Below are 19826 nucleotides of genomic sequence, written 5' to 3'. Positions count from 1 at the left end.
TTGGTTGGTTGGCAAAAGTAGATAAATTATTTACATATAATGACTGCTAGTCTATGTGCTTCAATAACTTAACTTTTTCTATTTTGGTTGGAATTCTGTGCAGGTAGCGTGATGTGGTAACACAATACCTGTGTCTTTAAGTCTAAATATCCTATGAATTTTTGTAGAACAACAATCATTTTCGCTATATGTTCAATTTTTGTCGCTCAATGCTCAAAGGACGATGGGTTGAACACCGCAAGTCGCCCAGCTGGAAAAATTAGTTTAGGTATCGTTCAGGGTGATCTAAATTTTTCCTTTCGTAAAGTGAATTACGATGAGAATATCAGTTTGGATTCGACCCAATCTTTTCTCCATGATAAACATACAATTCAATTTTTTTCACAAGCATCTAATGCCGGAGGGGAGTTGGTAAGCGATCCATTTGGTGTAAAAGCTGAAATGGTTTTATACGTACCGTCTGGGACACCGTTGGTGGATACTACTTATCAAAATCCAAGTAATACAACTTGCCAGGTCGAAAATTCAGAGCAACTAATTTTTTGCACTCTCGCGGTGGAATACGATATTAACCGGGATGGGAGTATATCTTCCCAGGAGTTTTGGATGATAGAAGAAGGAGCCTTAATTCTTGAAAAGGAGGATGGAACTTTTAAATTTAAGTTTTCAGGTATAGCCGGCTCCGGAGAATTGGTGCAACTTGAATATGTTGGAATACCTGAAAATTAGTTTTTCACTTCAACGACCTTTCTTAAGGTTCTCCTTGACAAGATTAAACCCAACAAACAAAATATAGCCCCAGCGAGCATGGGCGCACCTCCAAAAATTGGAGCTGAATTGTCTGGGTTTGTGAATGTGGCAAATATCCAAGTCATCATAGGTGGACCAATAATTGCCGTAATACTCATTACACTTGTTAAGGCGCCTTGTAGTTCGCCCTGTTCATTGTCGGGCACTTGGCTCGACATAATTCCCTGTAATGCCGGACCACATATTCCACCCAAGCAATAGGGTATGAGAAAAACAAACATCATCCAGCCTTCTTGTGCAAGAGAAAACAGAATGAGACCAATGGTGTAAAGAAATAGACCCGAATAGATGGCATTGTTTTGACCAATTTTGGGAATTAACCATCTAATTAGTAGTCCTTGCACTAGGGCAGAAAGAATTCCCACAAAGCCCAAGCTATATCCAATCATTGATTCACTCCATTCAAATTGATACATGGTAAAAAAGGACCAAGTACTTTGAACTGCGTGAGATGCGATGTACACAAAGAACATGGCAAAAACTAATCCAGCAAGGACGGGATACCTTTTAAGTTGTTTTAGGTTTCCCACAGGGTTGGCTCTTTTTATGTCGAATTTTCTTCTTTTCTCTTTTGGTAGGCTTTCTGGAAGTACAATGATTCCATAAAGAACATTTATCCCAGTTAAAATAGCTGCAGCAATGAAGGGAACTCTTGGGCCATATTCACCTAATAATCCACCCATAACTGGTCCAATTATAAAACCCAAACCAAAAGCTGCTCCGATTAAACCGAAGTTTTGGGCTCATTTTTCGGGGGTGGAAACATCGGCTATAAATGCGCTACAGGTGGTAAACGATGCGCCAAAAATTCCAGCGACTACCCGTCCAACAAACAACCAAAATAGGGTGGGGGCATAGGCCATAAATACATAGTCAATGGCGAAACCTACGAGGGATAAAATCAATACGGGTTTCCTACCAAATTGATCACTAAGACCACCTATAATAGGAGCAAATAAAAATTGAAAGATGGCATAACTAAATAACAACCATCCACCGATTTCTGAAGCATGGCTTATTCCTGCTCCCGTTAACTCCATTATAAGACTTGGAATTACAGGTATAATTATCCCTATACCAATAACATCGATAAGCAGGGTGATAAAAATGAAGAGGAGAGCGGCGTTTTTGGGCTTTTCCACTATGGAAATTATTTAAGTGATTGCTTATTGTTATAGAACTTTATGGTCTCGTTTAAAGCTTTAAAATCTATTGCTCCTTTAAATTCTTTAAGGTGAGAAACTATTGCTAACGCCTTATTTAAGCGCGATTGTTTGTTCTTGGGCTTATTTACTAAGTAAATGAGGTTACGCTGCTTTCCTGGCGATAATTTTTCGAAGAAATTTTCGAATTCTGGGTCTTCTTCAAGGAAGTACTCTAGTTCTTCGGGAAGGGGCATTCCATACTTACTGGTGTCGGGCCTTATTTCAATCTCTAATTCATCGCCAATACTCGCTGCAAGTTGGTCGCAATTCTCCTTGTTCATTAAAACTTGAAATAGCCCTTTATTTTTTAGAATGGCACACGGAAATTCAAGGGCATTTATGCGGCATATAAATCGATCATGCTCAGATAGTAATGTTTCCGCTATTTCTTCTGGAACCAGCAAGTGCCGATTAAAGACTTTACTGGGCATGGATTCAATTCTTGCAAAAAACTTATACGCGGTGGTTGGACTACTCATAACTCGAGCCGAAAATCGAAAATTTGAGTAAAAGATTTACCTACGCCAAAAATTTTATTCGATTTTTTACTCAGGAAGGAATTTAAAAGCTAGCAGTTTTTCGAATTAGTTAATAACAAACGGCCATGTTTAATTCGTCAACAATAAAAGCATCCGCTTCGGTTATGCTTTTAATTAACTCTGCCGTTGGTGAACTGTGAGCATTGTGTGCCTCAAAAATGATTACTCCACCATTGGTTGCATTTAAAAACTGCCTGGCCCCATCTATAACATCGGGTTCCATACCTTCCGCATCTATCTTTATGATGCACTTGCAGTCTGTTGGGATTTCTAGCTGCTCAACTAAATTGTCAAGCGGCTTAATCTGTATGGTTTCAAAGTGGCCTTGCTTATGGGCAACGTATTTACCAGAGTACCCTTTGTTGGTGGGGTGTATTCTTATATCTGTTTCCGCATCCTCTGCTCCTAAGGCAAAATTGAAGGGCTTTATTTTTGATGTAAAATCGTTCAGTTCTATGTTTTTCTCTAGAATGCAAAAATTTTCAGTGGAGGGTTCAAAGGCGAAGCAATCTAGTCCTAATTGGGCGGCCCAAACACTGAATTCTCCTATACAAGCACCTACATCAATAAATATATCCGCCTCCGAGGCGTGTTTTTTAATTAAATCCTTAACCTTTTTCTCATAGGAGTAAAAGGCATACATTAAGTCGGTTGTTTCGGCCCGGCAAAAAACCTTTCCCATAACTGGGTTTTCTATGATGAGATCTTGGTCGGGCAATTGTTTATTTAAAAAGTAATTCCAAGCATATTTCGCAACTTGAAATGATTTCATTCCAACCAGCTCTGTGAGATAGTTTAGCTTTCCTAATTGACTTATCATGGCATGAATTCTTGGTTATTAATTGTAGTTGGAAAGCAAGGGGTTTTTCAGGATTGTCAGGTGGCTAAAATAGGATTTATGGAACACCTAACTTGGGTGAAAATGGAATTTCAATTGTTGAAAAGTTAAATTCCGAAAAAAACATATGTCCCCTAGAAAAGAAAAAGACCCTAGGGAAATTTTGAATAAATTCTCCTAAGGTCCTTGTAAAATATATGGTTTGACCTAATTCTAAATTAATTAGCGCTTGAAATTCACTTGAAATTTTCACTGTTGAGAACTTTACTCCCACAAGTGCGTAATTTCTATTTCAAAAAAGTATGACCAAGGTTTTAATCCTGATGGGTTGTTGTCATTTATTAAGCTGATTCCTTAATTTTCAAAATTAACAGAGTCTAGTACGGATATACGAGGCTGTTAACCGGATTTTTATTCCAATCGGTGAATTGATTCCCTCCAGATCCAATCCAAGAAGTGAATTCGGGGTAAGCATCCCAAATTTTCACTCTAGATAAAGGGTGTTTCCAATTTTGGTCGTCGGTAAGCTCTATCCCCCAAGGTGAATTATCAACGCTTCTGTAATAACCATTCGATATTGAGAGATCGTCTACCGTCCCAAATAGATTGTTATCAGCAGCAGACGTTGGAGGTAAACCAGGTAAATGTATTTCCAATCCTCTTAGATTAGTACGGAATAAGAACAGGTCAAAAACTAGGTTTTGAATTTTAATTTTATCCTTCTTATCAAAGTATATGGTTACTTCAAAACTGTGTGGTGTAGCATCCGCCCCGTCCCCAACATTGGTGTAATAGGAAGGAATGGTTTTAAAAACATTTTCGCTGATAATGGCAATATGTGGATGTGCATTATCTATGGTTATGTCTGTATTTTCTGAAGTGAAAATATCGCCAGTTACAGCCTCATATTGATTGTTTTCAAGATTCAATAACTGTAGTCCAATACCATTGTGGTGACCAGCGCCAATAGCAGGCAGCGAAATTCTAAAAGTTACTTCTACAAGGTTGTTTTTCTTATCTGCCGTTGCGGTGTAGTTGTATTTTATAACCAGGTCATTAAAGTCATAATCACCTCTCGCAGGCCAAAGATCTTCGAATGCTCTGTATGCAAATCCAGATGATGGAAAGTTTAGGTTACCTACCTTTTTCCCCCTTTCCTTGTCGTCGTCATCATCGTCAGCACCATCGTCACCATCGTCATCATCATCCTTTCCCGATTTTCTGGTGGCGAAGAAGTCGTTATTTATGTTTCCTGAGTCGTTTCTTAATTCCCCAGGAAAAGAAATCTGATGATTACTTTTTCCATAGGGTATGTCATAGTACTCGTCGAGTTGCGGAATATGCAGCGTTGCATTATTAGACTGCAGCAAGACTCTTTGATTGAAAGAAATGGAATTAACTCCAATTTCCTTGGTTAACAACATAATTCTGTTTCCGTTTTCATCAAGTAAATCCAACTCCAACTCCAGAGCAGTTAGCGCAAAATCAAAGTCTAACTTGGCTTCTAAATTGGTTGTCGTGGTCCAATTAAAGTCACTTGGAATACTTAATTCATTTGGATCTTGAGAGGCTATTTCCTGGTCGGTATATTTAGTACAGGAAATAAATACTAATAGGGTTGTGGTGAATAATATTAGTCGATACAATGTATTAGTGGATTGTTTAGTACAAATATCGCTAGCGGTCATAAAAATGCCCCTATCATTAAACGACCAAACCCAAGCATCCAACGAGAATCTGAGTTAATTGGTGATAAAGGCATGTTTTGGACAAAAAAAAAGGTCCCGATTGGGACCTTAAATTCTTTATAATGAGGTGTATTACATAATGTAGACCCCGTAGGCCACAAAAGTAATTTCTAGTTTGTCTTTAGAAATTTTATTTATCTCCTTTTTAGATTTACCAGCATCTTCAGCAAAGTGACGTTGCGTATCCACATCAATCACTTTCTTTTGTGCCGTTCCGGTAAACAAAACTTTTTTACCCGTAACTCCTTCGGTAGGAACAAAAAATCCGTAATCTTTAAAAGTGACTCTAATGTCCTCACCATCCTTTAGTGAAATGGTCATCCAACATCCTTTCTTAGCACAGGTTTTTACAATTTCTCCTTGAAAAACACCTGCTATTGTTTCCTTGTCCTTCAGTAATTCTGGGATTTCATGAACGGAGGTAGCTTCAACAATGTCGAATTCACTTCCGTAAAATTTACCATTTTGGGCAAAGGCGAAAACAGAAGAAAGGCTAATTAAAGTGGCAATAATATATTTCATCGGGACTGGTTTTGGACAAATTTAGTTTTCCAAAAATGTTAGGGCAAAAAAAAAAGCCCTCAAAGAGGACTTTTTTATAAGATTTAGGTTTTTTTAGTTTTTAGGAGTAATCACTGCGTCAATTACGTGAATTACACCATTGCTTTGCATTACATCCTTTACAGTTACGTTACTGGTGTTACCGTTTTCATCAGTAATCATTAGGTTGTTACCGTTTAGGCTAACAGTAATCTTAGACCCTTCAACAGTCTTAAATTTCTTAGAACCACCGCTAAACTTAATTTCTTTCATTAAAGTTTCTGCAGTATAGTTTCCTGCTAATACATGGTAAGTAAGGATAGAAGTTAACAATCCTTTGTTCTCTGGTTTAAGTAAAGTGCTTACCGTTCCTTCTGGAAGGTTTTCAAAAGCATCGTTTGTAGGAGCGAAAACTGTAAATGGTCCTGCAGATTGAAGCGTTTCAACTAATCCGGCTGCTTTAACCGCTGCTACTAAAGTAGTGTGGTCCTTAGAGTTAACCGCGTTGCTTACAATATCTTTAGCTGGATACATTGGCTCACCACCTACGATAGTAATGTCTTGTGCATTGATGGTTCCCATTGCACCGATCAAAATTCCGAATAATAAAATTGCTTTTTTCATGATTAAAATTTGTTTGTCTCAGTTACGCGGCAAACTTTATTCTGGATTTAATCGGATGAGGATTTAATCAAAACAAATGTTAATTGATTCTTTTGTCTATTTCCGACATTAGAAAAAACATGTTTCGAGCTATTTCCAAACTACGGACTTCATAAACTGATTTCTGCTCAGGGGTACCATCTGCAATTTTAGGATCGTCGAAGGTGACGGGTTGACGGAATAAAGCTCCGGGAACAAATGGGCAATTTTTGTCGGCATCTGAACAAACCATAATGGCGATAAAGTTTTCTTTAGGGAGCGTTTTGTCATTCAAGTCCTTTGAGAAGCTTGCAATCAAAGGGGCGCTTTCATCGGTGAAAACTTTCAGTAAAGGGTTATTTCCATTGCCTATTTCAATTACATAGCCTTGTGATTCAAGGGTAGAAATGGTGTTTGGATGAATGGCGCTTGCTTCGGATCCTGCTGAAAATGCTTGCAACAATTTACCAAGTTTAAAATGCTCTATGGCTAATTGGGCCCAGACTTCCGAGAAGAAGCTCCTTCTACTATTTTGTGTGCATACAAATACTAGGCCTAGCTTATTTTCCGTGTTCGTTTTATCAGCAATTCTCTTTGCAAGGTCCGATAATAGCTCCCTTCTTTGCTCTGGTAGTTTTCCGATCTCTGCTAAGACTAGGTCAAGGGATTTTTTTAAAGTTGAATTCATGGCTAACAGCAATTTGATGTTTGTGGGCAACAGGAAGTTGGTTCCTTAGAGTCGGTAATACCACACTGCTCTTTGGCCAAGCAGTCTGTGTAGGTTGGGGCCAGTGAAAAATTTCCATTTTTATATTCCAGACCGTAGAGTTCTTTGGTGTTACCCTGGTATTCTATCTCTATTTCATAATTCGAAATAGGGAGATGCTTTTCTGCCTTTTTAATTATGCCCAAACATGTTTCTGGAGTAAGAAGGTGGTCGGTGTCGTTAGCATACCACAGTTGAAAAATGATTTTCTTTTCTTTCCTTATGGTGCCTCCACAGTCTATAAAGGTTTTGGTATTAAGTCCCAATTCGGTAATGTGAAAATGCTGGGGTACTACGGACCCGTTAGGTAGATGGAATTCAATTTGGTTTGTTGAATTCAGGTGAGTTTTAAATTCATTTAGTGTCATTGCAACAATTATTAGTTAGGTTATTTTGATCGAACAGGAGCTTGAATTTCTCCTTAAATGCGTTCCAATTTTCTAGGTCTATACAGTAACAAATTTTTTTACCAGTGATGGTGTCCTTTATGATTCCCAATGCTTTTAATTCTTTTAGGTGCTGACTAACGGTGGCCTGCGCTAACCCTAAATCATTAACTAGTTCATTGTTAATACAGGTTTTATGTAAGAATAGATGCTGAAGGATGGCTATACGAGCAGGGTGGGAGAGGGCTTTTGCCGCCGTGGCAAGTTGATTTTGCTGATCAGAGAATAAAATGTCTTTACTAGCACCCATAGGCATAATGTTATATCGCAATAATACGATGATAAAATATCCAAGTCAAGTTGGAGAGGATAATTTTTGGTTTTTTAGGAAGTCAATCTAGGTAGATAATGGTTCCTCTTCAGTTAGCAAAAATATTTTGGCAAAAATTACCTCGGGATTACCTTGTTACAGCAGGAGGAAGTTGTCATTATTTTGGGGTAATAACTGATACCTACAGCGTACCATATTGTCGGGCACTAGTAGGGGAGGGGCTTGTTATTTGTTTTATAAGCTCAGGGTTCAGTGGTTTAGAGCAAAAGTCTTCTACCCAAGGATCGTTTTTAGCCGACTCTTTATCATCTCTATCAATTGAGGAACTGAGAATGTAAATCTTACCGGTGAACTTCGGTATTCGGTTTTTTATAGCAGCTAGAAATTCCCACCCTGACATTACGGGCATGTTTAAATCCAGAAATATGGTGGATGTTCTGAGTGATTCTTCAATCGAAATGTTTTCCAGCGCAGTTTTAGGACATAGAAATTCGTGAATTACGATATCTGGATTTTGAATTTCAATGATTTTTCTGTTGATGTAATTAACGATTCTGTCATCGTCGATTAAAATGATCGAACTCATTGGGAAGGATTTATATTATACAACTTATAACCTTGGTTTTCTTAAAAATAACCTTGTCATGCTTCAAATTTAAGTGCGAAGTATCTCCTGCATTTTAGTTTAAAGACGAACGGATAATTCTTCTGGATAAAAAATTGATTTTACTCGAAAAGGGATTTTGTGTTGACGTTTTTCGGTGGTTTGTAAAGGAGGAAGGAGCGGTTTTAATAGTTTAAAGACCGGACCCGGTCGTGTATTGGATTCGTAATCCCCTCTGTACTATGTGATACCGTGTTAACTAAGTTGAGGTCTTAGTAATCTACTAGAAATTATGATTGCCTATTAATAATACGCTTAATGTGCCCGTAACGATTATGATTTTTAGCCTCCAATAACCAGGATAAGAGGCTAGGATATAGCTGGTCGCCAAAATAAAAAGCCCTTGTGAAAAAATGCTCTGCTTCTATTGAATTAAGCAAATTGAGATTCAAATATCGCAATGCCTTATACACCTCAAAATTGAATGAGATTTCATTCTCTACGGTTTGGCCCTGTGGAAGGGGGAATTTTAAAAGGGAATTCCGTTTTTGATTATCCCCATTTAACCAGCAGCCTACAGCCATACGAGTTTCCATTTCGTATGCAACCAGATGTCTAAAATGTTCAATAAGTTTCATCTTACTCGCAGGATGCGATTTCTGGAGTAAAGAGGGGTGAATTTGAGGAATGAGATCTTCCACATCTTTTACTCTAGCTTTGTACTCAGCTAGAAAAAAGGGAATATCTGAGTTGTCTATATCTTCGATGAAATACTTTTCCAAGCGGGCATCACATCGTTTGTAAATGTTCTGATCGAAAGGGATTTCAATAAAGCCGTAATTCCTGTATAAAAGGAAGGCTTTAAGCAATTTGGTATTGGTGAAAATGTCAATTTTCTTGTGCCCCATTCCTTTGCATTCTACTAATGCTTCTTCGAATAGGGCTTTACCGATACCGAGGTTTCTAAACTCTTCTAATACCCCCATCTTTGTTATTTCTAACATTGATTCGGTATTCATAATGCCAACGGTACCTACGGCAACACCTTTAACAAGGGCAAATAAAATTTTACCGCCCTTGTTTAGTATAAATTCTTCGGGTTTACTTAGTACCTCCCTATCGATATCTTCGACAACGAAATACTTAGAAATCCAGTCTAGATTTATTGCTTCAAAATCTTTGCGGTACCTTGGGTCGTAGGGAATAATCTTAAAGGCCATAAAACAAAAAATGGACTCCGAAATTATTCATTTTGGAATCCATTTAAATATTGTTTGGTAAAAGTTATTAAGCTCCTACAGGAACCATAGCCACTTGTTTTTTACCTAATTGGTACAGGTGTTGAAAATGTCTGTAAATAGCTCCAGCAAATGTTTTGTGGGAGTAGTAAGGAATATTAAACTCCGCTGTAGTCTGTTTCACAATCTTAGAAAGTTTAGGATAGTGAATGTGCGAAATGTTAGGGAAAAGGTGATGTTCTACCTGGTAGTTTAATCCACCAATTATCCAATACAAAACCTTATTTTTCATAGCAAAGTTTGAGGTGGTCATTAGCTGGTGAACTAACCAGTTTTCTTCCACTTCTGGAATCTCAGTTTCTAGGAACTTGGTGTGTGGCATAACATGAGCCGTTTGAAAAACTATACTCAAAAAGAATCCACAAACAAAGTGCATTGTGATAAACATTAAGATAGTAATCCAAAATGCATGTGGTAGGACAAAAATGGGCAGAACTACCATAGTTCCGAAGTACCCCACCTTAACAAAAATGTTTTTCCACATTTCTTTGGTGTACTTCTGCTTAGTTTTAATAAGCCCTCTTTTCTTGTAATTTTCTAGGCTTACAAAGTCTTTAAAAGAAATCCATACAAGTGTCATTATACCGTAAAGCACAGGGGCATAAAACAATTGAAAACGGTGGAACCATCGTCTTTTTTGGTTCGGAGTGAATCTCAACACGTTATGCGTATCGATATCCGTATCCATATTTTCGATATTGGTGTAGTTGTGATGTAGGTTGTTGTGCTGAATTTTCCACATTTCACCGCTAACCCCTAGGATAGCAGCTGAAAACTCCATTATCTTATTTACCGTTTTGTTCTTAGAAAAAGTCCCATGTAACGCATCGTGAAAAACAGTTGTTCCAATAATTGCAGCACCAAGTCCGAGTAAACTCCATAGAAGGAATAAAACTGGCATGCTAAAATCTCCAAACAAGATCGCAGCAAAAAGAGCAAAGTAAATTCCGAATGCGAAAATAGACTTCACAATCATGGATCTATCACCGAAGCGCTCTATGTTGTTTTGTTTGAAATAGTTGTTTACCCTTTTTAAAAGTGTTTGGGCAAACTCTTGATTGGATTCGCTACAGAACTTGTAGCGGGTAAATTGATTTATACTCATAATTAATTCCTTAACGGATAATTCCTATTAACATTTGGGATATAGGAAATAGTGTTTCCACTGGTGCAAAGTTAATCTTTTCTTATTGCTACATTGTTAATTATCGACGACTGAATTTACAGCGCCTTGTTGGGTGTACTTTAAATTCAGTTTAGGTGTAAAAAACTAATGCAATTGTAGAAAATACAGATAAATGTCTACCTCGGAAGTGGTTGACTTGTATTTATTTGAATTCCCTTATTGAGAATATTTTTTAAAAATCTTGCTATCGGCTACAAATGTTCCAAAAGGAACAATTGCCGCCAAACCCGCCAACAAGGCAGTGGAAAACTTCCATTTTAATAAAAACCAATTTTGTACCACTAATAATTCGTACCCAATAAATAGCACCCCATGAATCATTCCAACCACGTAATTGGGTTCAGGAATTTCTTGTACGTATTTTAATGGAATGGTTACCGCAAAGAGTAAAAATGAGATACCCTCTAAAAGGGCCAAAAGCCGCAGCCTGGAAAGTGCAGTGGAAAATTCTAGTTTTTTCATTAAAAATCCTAATTGCTTGTTCTTTTTATCTTCTTCTACCCGAATAGGTCATTGCTTCGCCTTTGCCAAAACCGTAACTAAACCCTAGGGTTAAGAATGTGCCGCGCTGACTGAAACTAAATAGCCTGTTGTCGCCCTGCCTAACAATGGTCTGTCTGATTCTAGATGCAAACAAATCACGAATTGCAAAGTTTAAAACACCTTTACCTCCCCAGAATTTTTTTCGAGCCCCGAGGTCGAAATGGGCATAATCTATGGTATGGCCTTGGAAATTTCTTACTACCGACTGGTAGTTAAGTGTGAATTCTAAATCTAGTTGTTGAGGAAGTTTTATTTTGGTAATGGTTCTCGCGTTCCATTGGTTTGCTTGAAAATCGAAATCTTGATTTGCAAAGTTTCCTTTTCGTTTAAAAGATCCATAATTAAAATCACCCGAAACGGATATTTTGTTGCTGATATTCGCCTTAGCGTTAATTTCTATGCCCGTACTTTCCTTTGTTCCTATGTTGTATGGTGAAGTGTAAACAATTTCATTTTCCACTCTGGAAACGCGTTCAATAATTTGTGTAGTGTTTAACCGATAAACCGAAGCATTTAATGAAACTTTAGGGAAAATAAATATCCCCCCAATTTCATATGAATCAGAGAACTCAGGCAACAACTGGGGGTTTCCAGTTCTGATATTGAAATTGTTTCGGATGGTCAAAAACGGATTCAAATCCCAGAGGCGGGGTCGATAAATTCTTCTGCTATATCCAGCTTGAATGGAGAAAAGCTCAGATATTTTATACGAACTGTGGATGGAAGGGAACAGATTTGTATAGTTCTGATGGTTGGTGGAGTCGCCTTGTTCTAAGTAGGTATCCAAAAGGGTGTGCTCAATGCGTAATCCAAGCATTAGCCCCCACAATCCTTTCTCAAAACTACTGGTGGTATAAACACCCAAGACTCTTTGATTAAAATCGAAATTGTTGGTAAAGTTTGAGTCGATTACAAATTCACTTCCGTTAAAGTTACTTACCTCAAAATCGTTTTCAACATTGTTTAGCGTGTATTGTCCGCCAGTCTCTAATGTTATGTGATCGGTAATTGGATTTGTGTAGTCCAGTTTAAAGAGGTAATCGGCCTGAGAAAAGGTGCTATTACTTTTTTGTTTTGCATCCTGGGTAGAACCTACCAAAGTTTTATTCTGGAACTCTGAATCCAAATCTTTTCCAAAGAAGTTTCCCTGTGCTGAGAAAAGGAGGGTGTGGTCTTCGCTGTTCTTAAATTCCTTTTTGTATTGGAGGTCGTATTGGTATTTTGGATTGGTGGCCGAGGTGTTTTCAGTACGTATCCATTGTGCGTAACTATTATTCTCAGGATCTTGATCGGTGAATAGATATTCCGATGGTTGATCTTCTATTTCATAGGCAAAGTTTCCAGAAAGGGTAATGACATTTAGGTCGTTGATATAATAATCGGTACCAAGGGTTAGGTTGTAAAAGGTTTCGTTGCGATAAGAAGTTCCATCACTTGAAATCTCTCGATTGGAGCTGATATTTCTATTTATATTTTCCTCAAATCGTGGAAGAGAACGATACCCCACGCCCATTTGTGTAAAGAGATTGAAATTATTAGTTCTCTTGTTTAAACTTAATCCCAAGCTGTGGTTATCTGGAATTCCCGTATTAACCGAAATAGACCCATTAAGGCCTTTTTTCTCTTCCTTTTTAAGGACAATATTTATGATACCCGAACTTCCCTCAGCATCGTATTTTGCAGAGGGATTGGTAATAACCTCTATTTTTTCTATCATGTCGGAGGTTAGGGTTCCCAGTGCATTTCCACCTTCATCTGCCAAAACAGATGGTTTTCCATTTATTAGAATTTGGACACCCGTGTTGCCTCGCAAACTAATTTGTCCTTCTATATTAACACGAACAGAGGGTACATTATTAAGTAGTTCCATGGCGCTCATCCCAGTACTACTAATGTCCTGGCCAACATTAAAAACGCGTTTATCCAGCTTAAATTCGGTTGTCGATTTTTCAGCTTGAACCTCAAATTCTCCTAGCTGTTGAGTTGTTGACTTTAGTTTTATAGTTCCGAGATTTAACTCGTATTGATTGTCGAAACCAGTGTTAATTCGTTGTTTTTCGAAGCCAATGAAACTCAAGTCAATGTAGCTGCCTACTTCTTCGGTTTGAATTTTAAAAAAGCCAGATTCGTTTGTGGATCCTCCTCCGATTATCTCCTTTGAATTGTTGTAAACTACAACGGTAGCATAGGGGATGGCATGGTTTTCGGATGCGGATAACACCTTTCCAGAGATCTTATATACTTGACCTATAGCAAAGAGTGAGGTGAAAAGGAGTAAAAAGGTAAAGGTAAGGTACTTCAAAAGAGAATTTTGGGGCAAAGATAATTACCAGTTTGGGACAAAGAAGTTAATTGATCCCAGGAACGTATAATAATGAAGGAATGAGTGGCGAATTTCCGTGTAAATTAATGTTTTAGACTCTTTTCTACTTCGTTGGTCTTTTCCGAAATTTCCCTTATAACCTTATCCAATTCAGCTGCGGAGCTCCTAATTAGTTCGAAAATTTCACCTTCATTAAGGCTCTCTTCTTTTGTCTCTTTATGCAATTGTATTAAGCCTAGGATTTTTGCCAAAGGGGCCCGTATCACATGTGATTGCAACCATGCGATTTCTTTTAATTTTTCGTTCTGACGTTCAATTCTTTCAAGTTGTTTTTTTAGCACGGTTATATCAGACATGGACCCAATTGTTCTTAAAGGGGTACCATCATTATCCCTTCGTATATAACACCTATCCATGATATATAATAATTCCCCTTTCTTAGATGTAAGGTTATATTCCTCTGTCCAAAAATGTTGGTCAGGATCTTTTAATGCTTTTAAGAATGACTCCCAAACTCTTTTTCTATCCTTTTCCAATACCTTTGAAAATAATGAGTTGTTTTCAGAAAATTGTTCAAATAAGGAAAAAGGCTGTTGACTCTCATTTATCTCACTTCTGGTAAGCTCACCTGTTTTATGGTTGATTTCCCAAATGATATCATGGGTAGCTTTTATAGCCATTTCAAACCTTTCATTTTGCATGGCTAGTTTTAGTTCATATTCCTTGTTTTCGGAAATGTCTTTTCCTACAACCAATAAAAGCTTTGACTCTTTCCATAAACTAATGCTCCACAGTACCCATTTGTATGCTCCACTTTTAGTTTTAATTCGGGCTTCGAAGGAGGTTTTGGGTATTTGATCTCGCTTAAACTGCTCAAATATGGTTTGTACTTTGGAAATGTCGCAGGGATGAATTAAGCCAGAGAAGGAAAGGGTTCGTAATTCCTCAAAGTTGAATCCAGTGCTTGTTGAAAGGGCGTCATTACACTTTTTGATCAAGCCCTTAAAGGTTATCAGACAATGCGGGTCTGGAGTTAGATTAAAAAAGTTTCGGTGTTCTTCTTCGGTAATACGTTGCTTTATAATTGGACCAACTTCTTGAGCAATTTCATTTATGAAATCTAAATGAGAATCCATTCGTTTTTCAGTTTTCGTGGTAATTCCCACAAAACAACCGAGAAACTCCTCTCCGTATAAAATTGGGATGCCAATTGCTGTATTTAGTCCAAACTTGTTGGCTTCCTTAAACCTGGTGAACTCCACTTTTTTTCCTAGGTTTTCCCAAATAAGTACCTTGTTAAACAACCACACATTCCCAGGTAAACCAATCCCTTTCTGTAAATCAGTCTCTCCTTCAGATTCTTTGTGAAAATTTATGGCAATCTCTGAGTTGGCATATTTTGCTACTAAATTTAAAGAGGTGCCGTATTCTCCAACCAACCAAAATTCTGATACTTCAAATTTAGATGCCTGTGTAATTTCGGTCAAGGCCAAGGACAAAGCCTCCTGCAGACTTCCTGGACTTGACAGGGCTTTAGTAAGGGTAGAAATTAATTCTGTTCTGAACTTTTTCTGAATTTCCTCAGTTACATCGCGGGTGTTAGCGATTATGCCATTTATATTTTCAGTATTTAAATGGTTGGTTAATTCTGTTTTTAGCCATCTCCAATTTCCATCCGAATCGGGAAATCTGTAGGGGCCAAAGCTTACCTGATTCGTTGAAAGGATTTTTTTGTGAACCTTCTGTAAAAGTTTCAAGTCTTTTTTGTTGATGAAGTCGTAGGCACTTCGACCTAAATAATGTTCTGGACCGTATCCCAAGATTGAATTGGAAGAGCTTGCAACGTATTTGTAATTGGCATCTTTATCAACAATGACAATCATATCCTTTATGTTCTCTATTAAGGACTTGAATTTTGATTCATTTGCCAGTAATTTTTCTTGGTATTCAATGTTATCTGTAATGTCCATTACACAGACCAGTTCGGCCCTTCTTCCCAGATATGAAATAAGGCTGCCACGTAACTTTACCTTTATAACTTTTCCATTTTTCTTTTTGTGCCGGTAAAAGTGATCATTCTCCACTTTTTGCTTTGATTTCACTCTTTCAATTGCACCGAGGAGTATTGGTACTTCTTCTTCTGGGCGAATGTCTTTTAAATTTAACCTTAAAAATTCCTCCTTACTGTACCCATATTGTTGGATAGCTTCTTAATTTACTGCTAAAAAATTTAATGTGTCTATATCATATATCCACATCGGTACTGGAGACAAGTCAAAGATTATGGACTGTTCTTCCGTTGAATTTAAAATGGGAAACTCCATAATCTTTTTGCGTTAAATAATTGCCAAGAAAGTTATGAGCTTTAATTCCTATTTGGAGTGTTATATCTAGGAACGGTATAAATATAGGGATGGAGTTAATTAATGCACCGATAACAGGTTATAGTTAAAAAAGGCTCTTGAACGTACTAAGTCAGTTGAATTTATGTTGATTAAAACTAGGTTTATAGTTTGTTTGTGTCAGCTTGTAAAAAACTGATTCACCTAAATAAAACCCTGCCACTTTCCGATTCAAAAACCATCCCATTGCTTAGTTCTAAAACAATTTTAAATCTAGCCGAGCTGTTTGTTGACCTCTCAATTGGTCGAAGCGCTATGTCGTTAGGGTAGTCGTTTTCTAGCATGTCCAACATCATTTCTTCCGAAAAGAAAATTCCATCTTTTTTTTGGAAATGGGTGGTCATCTAAAAAGGCAAATTCAAATATTTCTGTGATGGTATCGTTAGCCATAAACCAGTCGTTGTATTCTTCAAGAGCTATAATTTCTAAGCTTCGTACACCTTCCTTAGAACCCATATAGCCATTATTTAGGCAAGCTTTAGCTAATAATCGACCTCCACTAGAGCTTACAAATTCTTGCGCATAGTATTCCTTTTCCGCATTTAACAGAACTACAAATCCATTTTGCTCGTTTGCTCAATTAATTTGGTTAAAAATAGGGTGTGATCAATTTAACCATATCAAGAGGATTCAGATAAAGGTATTACCTGGTTGGTTTCGAGGAAATACATGGGTTAATTATAAACCCCCTATAAAATAAATTAATCAAAAAGTGTTTTATTATTGTGTTATAATTCAAATTTGTAGTGTATCTCCATGCCGGATGGTGGAAATACGTAAAAAAAATAAAGGATGATAAGGCAAAAAAAAATATTCGTAATTGGTGTGGCATTGTTTATGTCATGTGCCTCGGAAAAGAAAGAGTTGTTGCCTAGCCAGTATGAACATAAGGTTATTATGTTTAGCCGAGATGAAAGTGCTTTGTATGAAAAAACAATGAATGATTTGGCTCAGGATGGCTGGGAATATGTAGGGGTTCTTTCACCAAATGGGCTTAATGCTTATTATATTGATTTTCGTAGGCCGAAAAATCTCGAATAATTAATTTAACTGCGTTTTTATAGTACAAATCTATTAAGGGAATTACGTTTAACGCGTTTTGGATACTATCGCTCTGAAAAGTAATTTTTTCAATTTCAGTTTCATAGTAAAGAGGATTTTCCAAAAAAGTGCACTTGTAGTTGGTTATATGTGAAGGGTGATTTTCCATAATCCTTAACAAACTATCTAATTCGTATTTCATTTCTTTGAATGAAGAATTTTGTGCATTTCTAGTTTGCTTAAAAAACTGAAGTGATAGGTTTAGATCATTAATATCGGTTTTTTGAATTCGCAGTTTTTGTGGATAGTTTAATGGTATATTAATTTCCTTGGCGTCTTCCCCAGTATTAAAAATTATATTACCAGAGGTCAAATATCGTTTGTCTGGGGTTTCAATTCGGTAGTATATTTTAGTTTTCTGGTTTAGTTTAGTTTTATTTTTCCTGAATATCTTGATAATTATAGAGGATGGATTTAAGCTTTGTTTACTTATTTTTTTACTCGTGCCATTAGAGTAATCATAATCTTCTATCCACTCGAAGTTATAATCCAGCGAAGCATTAATACCAACAAGGTTAGAATTTAATTCTTCGAACTTTATTTTGGTGGCTTCATTTAATTTTAGATTCAGGTTTTTAATTTGGTTTTGTATTTTTTCTTTTGCCGAATTGCAAATGGTAAATAGCTTCAATTTAACGTTAAAACAGCTATCTGATAGATTTTTAAAATTTTGATGCGATATAATTTCTTGCTCTAATTGTAAGTAGGTGATTTGAGCACTATCGAGCTTATAGAATAGATTTGAAACTAAACTATCAAAGGTCGAGGCTCCCCGACGGATGGAAAGCGGAAGGTTAGCGTTTGAAACCTTTAATTGCGTTTTAGCAAAGCCTTCATAATCCAGACTTAATTTTTTGAGCTTATCAAAAACTATAGAGCTTCTATATTCTACCCGCGATTGGTTATTTATGTAGTCTTCTATATTCGCTCTCGTGATTGATTGGGAATCACTTGTTGTACAAGACAAGTATGTAAGGGAAATGATTACTGCGATAATTGTTTTGATCACTTTCATTCTTAAAAAGTAGTAGGGTAAAAGGAGTTATAAATATAGGGAAATGGAATATTTGTACTTATTTCATTGAAAACTCATTGAAAGATTATTGCTGTTACTTTCCGATACAGAACTTGCTAAAAATGGAGCCTAAAATTTCGTCTGAGCTTATTTCACCGGTAATTTCTCCCAAGAAATACAAAGCTTGACGCATGTCCTGGGCCAATAAATCACTTGGTATTCCCATATCCATTCCATTTAATAATCCTTCCATCGCCTCTTTGGCTTTGGATAGGGCATCTTCATGACGAGCACTAGAGATTAATGTTGAGCTTCCATCTAAGCCCAGTTCTTTTACATAATCGGATAATACCTTTTCCAGATTTTGAATTCCATCTCCTGTTTTCGCTGAGATTTTGATATCTAGATTTAAGTAGGGAGGAAGATTTGTGTTTTCTAAATCAGATTTGTTGAGCGCAACAAACACCTTTTGGTTGTCTTTTAGTTTGTCGTACAACTCCTTTTTTCTGCTCTCAAAGGTGTTTTGGTCAGGTATGTTTTTACCGTCAATCAGCCAAATAATAATTTGGGCTTTTTCTACTTTTTCAAAGGTTCTTACAATTCCAAGCTCTTCGATTTTGTCAGTTGTATCCCTTATTCCTGCGGTATCTATTAATCTAAAACCAACACCAGCAATGTTAATTTCTTCCTCTATGCTGTCTCGAGTGGTCCCCTCGATATCCGAGACTATAGCTCGGTTTTCTTTTAAGAGGGTATTTAACAAGGTAGATTTACCTGCATTAGGCGCTCCAACTATTGCAACTGGAATTCCTTTTTTAATGGCATTTCCAAGGCTAAAGGAGTTTAGTAACTCGGTGCATTTGGCAACAATTTGCTCCGAAATATTTCTCAGCTGACTTCGATCTGCAAATTCCACATCTTCTTCAGAAAAATCTAGTTCCAATTCCACTAAGGATGCCAAACGGAGTAGTTCTTCCCTTAAGGTTGATATTTCCTTAGATACTGAGCCCTTCATTTGTTTAATAGCTAAATCATGTGCAGCCTTATTTCCCGCTGAAATTAAATCCGCAACAGCTTCTGCTTGTGCTAGATCCATTTTTTTGTTGAGGTAGGCTCGCATGGTAAATTCGCCTTCGTTTGCAAGTCTGGCTCCATGTTTTAGGCAAAGGGAAAGCACCCTATTCAGGATATAATCGGAGCCATGGCAAGAAATTTCTACCACATTTTCACCAGTAAAACTTTTAGGAGCTTTAAAAAATCCCACCACCACCTCATCTATCAGCTCATTTTGGTCTTTGATTCGGCCAAATTTCATTTCATATCCTCTGATACTGTCTACATTTAAGGTGCCAGTTCCTGGAAAGAAAAATTTGCTGAGAATTTGAAAGGCCTTAGCGCCAGAAATCCTAATAATTCCAATAGCTCCAGCTCCTGATGGTGTTGCGATTGCGGCGATGTTTTCGTCCTGATATGCCATGTTGCAAATATCGGCTTAATTGGCTGAGTTAAAAACATCTTGTTTTTCCTTTTGGCTAAGCGGCTGAAAGGT

Annotated in this window: 18 protein-coding genes and 1 pseudogene; 1 reads left to right on the top strand and 18 read right to left on the bottom strand. The window is 37.2% G+C overall.

Annotated elements, in window-relative coordinates:
• Positions 1-153: 153 nt before the first annotated feature.
• Positions 154-729 carry a hypothetical protein gene (locus FRX97_RS09650; RefSeq protein WP_147015004.1) on the top strand — a complete coding sequence of 192 codons (576 nt, stop codon included), beginning with the start codon at positions 154-156 and terminating at the stop codon, positions 727-729.
• Here FRX97_RS09650 and FRX97_RS09645 read toward each other — a convergent pair.
• The 18 genes and pseudogenes from FRX97_RS09645 to mnmE form a co-directional block, all read right to left on the bottom strand.
• Positions 726-1955: pseudogene (locus tag FRX97_RS09645) on the bottom strand (TCR/Tet family MFS transporter). The gene FRX97_RS09650 and the pseudogene FRX97_RS09645 overlap by 4 nt on opposite strands.
• Positions 1956-1960: 5 nt before the next feature.
• On the bottom strand, positions 1961-2494 hold the full coding sequence (locus tag FRX97_RS09640; protein ID WP_147015003.1) for a YdeI/OmpD-associated family protein: 534 nt from the start codon (positions 2492-2494) through the stop codon (positions 1961-1963).
• 109 nt (positions 2495-2603) lie between these two features.
• Positions 2604-3374, bottom strand: a complete 771-nt coding sequence (locus FRX97_RS09635; RefSeq protein WP_147015002.1) for an FkbM family methyltransferase — start codon at positions 3372-3374, stop codon at positions 2604-2606.
• 395 nt (positions 3375-3769) lie between these two features.
• Positions 3770-5080: an LruC domain-containing protein gene (locus FRX97_RS09630; RefSeq protein ID WP_147015001.1), complete on the bottom strand. Its 1311-nt coding sequence runs from the start codon at positions 5078-5080 to the stop codon at positions 3770-3772.
• A gap of 132 nt (positions 5081-5212) precedes the next feature.
• Positions 5213-5662 (bottom strand): DUF4920 domain-containing protein, encoded by a 450-nt coding sequence (locus FRX97_RS09625; RefSeq protein WP_147015000.1) that lies wholly within the window; start codon positions 5660-5662, stop codon positions 5213-5215.
• 93 nt (positions 5663-5755) lie between these two features.
• A complete protein-coding gene (locus FRX97_RS09620) occupies positions 5756-6304 on the bottom strand; it encodes a fasciclin domain-containing protein (RefSeq protein ID WP_147014999.1) in 549 nt (182 codons plus the stop codon).
• Between the two features lie 79 nt (positions 6305-6383).
• On the bottom strand, positions 6384-7010 hold the full coding sequence (locus FRX97_RS09615) for an arsenate reductase/protein-tyrosine-phosphatase family protein (protein ID WP_147014998.1): 627 nt from the start codon (positions 7008-7010) through the stop codon (positions 6384-6386).
• A gap of 2 nt (positions 7011-7012) precedes the next feature.
• The gene (locus tag FRX97_RS09610; protein ID WP_147014997.1) at positions 7013-7456 is read right to left on the bottom strand and encodes a DUF6428 family protein; all 444 of its coding nucleotides are present in this window, start codon (positions 7454-7456) and stop codon (positions 7013-7015) included.
• Positions 7443-7784: an ArsR/SmtB family transcription factor gene (locus FRX97_RS09605; protein WP_147014996.1), complete on the bottom strand. Its 342-nt coding sequence runs from the start codon at positions 7782-7784 to the stop codon at positions 7443-7445. Before FRX97_RS09605 ends, FRX97_RS09610 begins: the two co-directional genes overlap by 14 nt.
• 202 nt (positions 7785-7986) lie before the next feature.
• Positions 7987-8391 (bottom strand): response regulator, encoded by a 405-nt coding sequence (locus FRX97_RS09600; protein ID WP_147014995.1) that lies wholly within the window; start codon positions 8389-8391, stop codon positions 7987-7989.
• Between the two features lie 308 nt (positions 8392-8699).
• The gene (locus FRX97_RS09595; RefSeq protein ID WP_147014994.1) at positions 8700-9629 is read right to left on the bottom strand and encodes a GNAT family N-acetyltransferase; all 930 of its coding nucleotides are present in this window, start codon (positions 9627-9629) and stop codon (positions 8700-8702) included.
• 67 nt (positions 9630-9696) lie between these two features.
• Entirely contained in the window at positions 9697-10812 is a 1116-nt protein-coding gene (locus FRX97_RS09590; protein WP_147014993.1) for a fatty acid desaturase family protein, read from the bottom strand.
• Positions 10813-11049: 237 nt separating this feature from the next.
• Positions 11050-11355: a DUF3817 domain-containing protein gene (locus FRX97_RS09585; RefSeq protein ID WP_147014992.1), complete on the bottom strand. Its 306-nt coding sequence runs from the start codon at positions 11353-11355 to the stop codon at positions 11050-11052.
• 25 nt (positions 11356-11380) lie between these two features.
• Positions 11381-13738 (bottom strand): outer membrane beta-barrel family protein, encoded by a 2358-nt coding sequence (locus tag FRX97_RS09580; protein ID WP_223266605.1) that lies wholly within the window; start codon positions 13736-13738, stop codon positions 11381-11383.
• Between the two features lie 104 nt (positions 13739-13842).
• Positions 13843-15963, bottom strand: coding sequence for a PAS domain S-box protein (locus FRX97_RS09575; protein WP_223266607.1), 2121 nt, complete (start codon positions 15961-15963; stop codon positions 13843-13845).
• 459 nt (positions 15964-16422) lie between these two features.
• Positions 16423-16617: a hypothetical protein gene (locus tag FRX97_RS09570; RefSeq protein ID WP_147014989.1), complete on the bottom strand. Its 195-nt coding sequence runs from the start codon at positions 16615-16617 to the stop codon at positions 16423-16425.
• 538 nt (positions 16618-17155) lie between these two features.
• Positions 17156-18277, bottom strand: coding sequence for a hypothetical protein (locus tag FRX97_RS09565; RefSeq protein WP_147014988.1), 1122 nt, complete (start codon positions 18275-18277; stop codon positions 17156-17158).
• 94 nt (positions 18278-18371) lie between these two features.
• Positions 18372-19754, bottom strand: a complete 1383-nt coding sequence (gene mnmE, locus FRX97_RS09560) for a tRNA uridine-5-carboxymethylaminomethyl(34) synthesis GTPase MnmE (protein WP_147014987.1) — start codon at positions 19752-19754, stop codon at positions 18372-18374.
• Positions 19755-19826: the final 72 nt, after the last annotated feature.

The organism is Luteibaculum oceani (genome assembly GCF_007995015.1).
Taxonomy (GTDB): Bacteria; Bacteroidota; Bacteroidia; order Flavobacteriales_D; family Luteibaculaceae; genus Luteibaculum; species Luteibaculum oceani.
Note: the sequence above shows the minus strand (reverse complement) of the source record. Positions and strands in the feature narration are given on the sequence as shown.

Coding starts and splice junctions, on each gene's coding strand:
- FRX97_RS09630 (WP_147015001.1), bottom strand. CDS start 5,080: ATGACCGCTAGCGATATTTGTACTAAACAATCCACTAATACATTGTAT.
- FRX97_RS09570 (WP_147014989.1), bottom strand. CDS start 16,617: ATGGGTTCTAAGGAAGGTGTACGAAGCTTAGAAATTATAGCTCTTGAA.
- FRX97_RS09615 (WP_147014998.1), bottom strand. CDS start 7,010: ATGAATTCAACTTTAAAAAAATCCCTTGACCTAGTCTTAGCAGAGATC.
- FRX97_RS09600 (WP_147014995.1), bottom strand. CDS start 8,391: ATGAGTTCGATCATTTTAATCGACGATGACAGAATCGTTAATTACATC.
- FRX97_RS09590 (WP_147014993.1), bottom strand. CDS start 10,812: ATGAGTATAAATCAATTTACCCGCTACAAGTTCTGTAGCGAATCCAAT.
- FRX97_RS09620 (WP_147014999.1), bottom strand. CDS start 6,304: ATGAAAAAAGCAATTTTATTATTCGGAATTTTGATCGGTGCAATGGGA.
- FRX97_RS09565 (WP_147014988.1), bottom strand. CDS start 18,277: ATGAAAGTGATCAAAACAATTATCGCAGTAATCATTTCCCTTACATAC.
- FRX97_RS09625 (WP_147015000.1), bottom strand. CDS start 5,662: ATGAAATATATTATTGCCACTTTAATTAGCCTTTCTTCTGTTTTCGCC.
- mnmE (WP_147014987.1), bottom strand. CDS start 19,754: ATGGCATATCAGGACGAAAACATCGCCGCAATCGCAACACCATCAGGA.
- FRX97_RS09610 (WP_147014997.1), bottom strand. CDS start 7,456: ATGACACTAAATGAATTTAAAACTCACCTGAATTCAACAAACCAAATT.
- FRX97_RS09595 (WP_147014994.1), bottom strand. CDS start 9,629: ATGGCCTTTAAGATTATTCCCTACGACCCAAGGTACCGCAAAGATTTT.
- FRX97_RS09635 (WP_147015002.1), bottom strand. CDS start 3,374: ATGATAAGTCAATTAGGAAAGCTAAACTATCTCACAGAGCTGGTTGGA.
- FRX97_RS09605 (WP_147014996.1), bottom strand. CDS start 7,784: ATGGGTGCTAGTAAAGACATTTTATTCTCTGATCAGCAAAATCAACTT.
- FRX97_RS09650 (WP_147015004.1), top strand. CDS start 154: ATGAATTTTTGTAGAACAACAATCATTTTCGCTATATGTTCAATTTTT.
- FRX97_RS09640 (WP_147015003.1), bottom strand. CDS start 2,494: ATGAGTAGTCCAACCACCGCGTATAAGTTTTTTGCAAGAATTGAATCC.
- FRX97_RS09585 (WP_147014992.1), bottom strand. CDS start 11,355: ATGAAAAAACTAGAATTTTCCACTGCACTTTCCAGGCTGCGGCTTTTG.